The sequence below is a fragment of the Streptomyces sp. NPDC058663 genome, from assembly GCF_042716745.1.
In the GTDB taxonomy this organism is placed as follows: Bacteria; Actinomycetota; Actinomycetes; order Streptomycetales; family Streptomycetaceae; genus Streptomyces.
Window position 1 is genome coordinate 1 of the sequence record NZ_JBHXRV010000060.1, and the last position, 2,108, is coordinate 2,108.

Here is a 2,108-nt window from a genome sequence, read left to right on the forward strand (position 1 = left end):
GTGCCGGGGTTGCGGGGGGCCGGGCCGCCGGGGTGGGGGTTATTGTCCCCCTGGTGGGGTGTGGGCGGTGTGGGCGTGGCGGGTCGGGGCGGGGGCGGGGAGGTCGCCCCCGCCCCCGCGTAATCAGCCCTTGGTGGCGCCTGCTGTCATTCCGCTCACCAGGTGTCGCTGGGCGAAGATGAAGACGACGCCGGCCGGTATCGCGATCAGCACGGACGCGGCGGCCATCGGGCCCCACTGGCTGCTGTACTGGTTCACGAACTTCTGCAGGCCGCCCGCCAGGGTCATGTTCTCGTCGCCGACCAGGAAGGCCGAGGCGTACGCGACCTCGCCCCACGCGGTGATGAAGGAGTAGAACGCGGTGACCGCGATGCCGGGCTTGGCGAGCGGGAGGATCAGCCGCCAGAAGGTGCCGAACGGGGTCAGGCCGTCGACCTGGCCGGACTCGTCGATCTCCTGCGGGATGCCGTCGAAGAAGCCCTTCATCATCCACGCGCAGAACGGCACGGAGATGGTGAGGTAGGTGACGACCAGGCCCATCGGCTGGTTCAGCAGTCCCAGCTTGGCCATGATGTTGTAGATCGGCACGATGAGGACGGCGACCGGGAACATCTGGGTGATCAGCAGGGTCCACATCAGACCGCGCTTGCCGGGGAACCGGAAGCGGCTGATGGCGTAGCCGGTGGTGGAGGCGACGAAGACGCCGATGACGGTGGACAGGCCCGCGATGAGCAGCGAGTTCCCGAACCAGGTGAGGAACGGGGTGTCGTTGATCAGGCTTGTGTAGTTCTCCAGCGTCGTCTCGCGGACGAAGTCGGTGGTGGTCGCGTACTTCGCCGGCTTGAGCGAGGTCAGCAGGACCCACACCACCGGGAAGACGGCGAGGAGCGACGCGACGACGAGAGTGGCGTGCAGGCCGAGGGAGGCCAGCGGCGAACGGCGTTCGCGGATCTGGACGTTGGCGCTCTGGCCGGTGACCAGCGTGCCCTTGGCGGGGACGCGCGCCGCCGGGGGGCGGGTCGCCGGGGTGGTGGTGCTCACCAGACTTCTCCCTGCTTGCGGAGGACGCGCCGGTAGAACACGGCGAAGATCAACAGGAGTACGAGGATCAGCACGCCCCACGTGGAGGACTGCGCGAAGTCGCGCGGGCTGATCTCGAAGGAGAACTTGTACGCCTGCGTGACGAGGATCTGGGTGGCCTCGCCGGGGCCGCCCCGGGTGAGCAGGAAGATCACCGGGAACATGTTGAAGGTCCAGATGGTGGAGAGCAGGACGACCGTGGTGCTCACCGGCCGCAGGCCCGGCAGGGTGATGTGCCGGAAGCGCTGCCAGGCGGAGGCGCCATCCATCTCGGCGGCCTCGTACATCTCCCGCGGGATGGACTGGAGGCCGCCGAGGAGGGCCACCATCATGAAGGGGATGCCGAGCCAGACGTTCACGGAGATCACCGCGAACTTCGCCCAGGTCGGGTCGTTCAGCCACGGCACGGCGTCGATGCCGCCGCCCGCGAGGATCTTGTTGAGCAGGCCGTTCTTCTCGTTGTAGAGGAACCGCCAGGCGAACACGGAGACGAAGCCGGGGACCGCCCAGGGCAGTACCAGCAGCACCCGGTAGAGGCTGCGTCCCGCGATCTTCCGGTTGAGCATGTTCGCCAGGCCCATGCCGAGTGCGAAGGTGACCGACACACAGGCGACGGTCCACAGCACCGTCCAGCCGAGGGTGGCGGCGAACTGGCTGCCGGTGAGGGCGTCGACGTAGTTGTCGAGGCCGACGAACTCGTAGGTCGCGGGCAGCGTGTTCACGCCGATGGAGCGCTCGACGTTGCGCTCGTTGGCGTCGGTCAGCGACAGGAAGATGCCGCGGACCAGGGGGTATCCGATGATGACGCCGATGACGACCACCACGGGGGCGACCATCGTCCAGGCGTACCAGTGGGTGGAGACCGAGCGGCGCAGGCGCCCCGGGGTCCTGCCCGTCTCGTGGTTCTGACCGGTGTCGCGGCCGCGGCCGCGGGCGGGGGCGGTGCCGCCCCCGGCCGGCGCCCCCCACCCGCGGGTGTGAGCAGCAGTCATAGGTGGTTACAAGTTACAGCCCGAGAGGAGCTTGCG

Annotated in this window: 2 protein-coding genes; both read right to left on the reverse strand. The window is 68.5% G+C overall.

Annotated features, from left to right (window positions below; all coding sequences use genetic code 11):
• Positions 1 to 123 precede the first annotated feature (123 nt).
• A complete protein-coding gene (locus ACFWVV_RS32655) occupies positions 124 to 981 on the reverse strand; it encodes a sugar ABC transporter permease (RefSeq protein ID WP_384345123.1) in 858 nt (285 codons plus the stop codon).
• Between the two features lie 56 nt (positions 982 to 1,037).
• Positions 1,038 to 2,072 (reverse strand): carbohydrate ABC transporter permease, encoded by a 1,035-nt coding sequence (locus ACFWVV_RS32660; RefSeq protein ID WP_384422869.1) that lies wholly within the window; start codon positions 2,070 to 2,072, stop codon positions 1,038 to 1,040.
• Positions 2,073 to 2,108 lie beyond the last annotated feature (36 nt).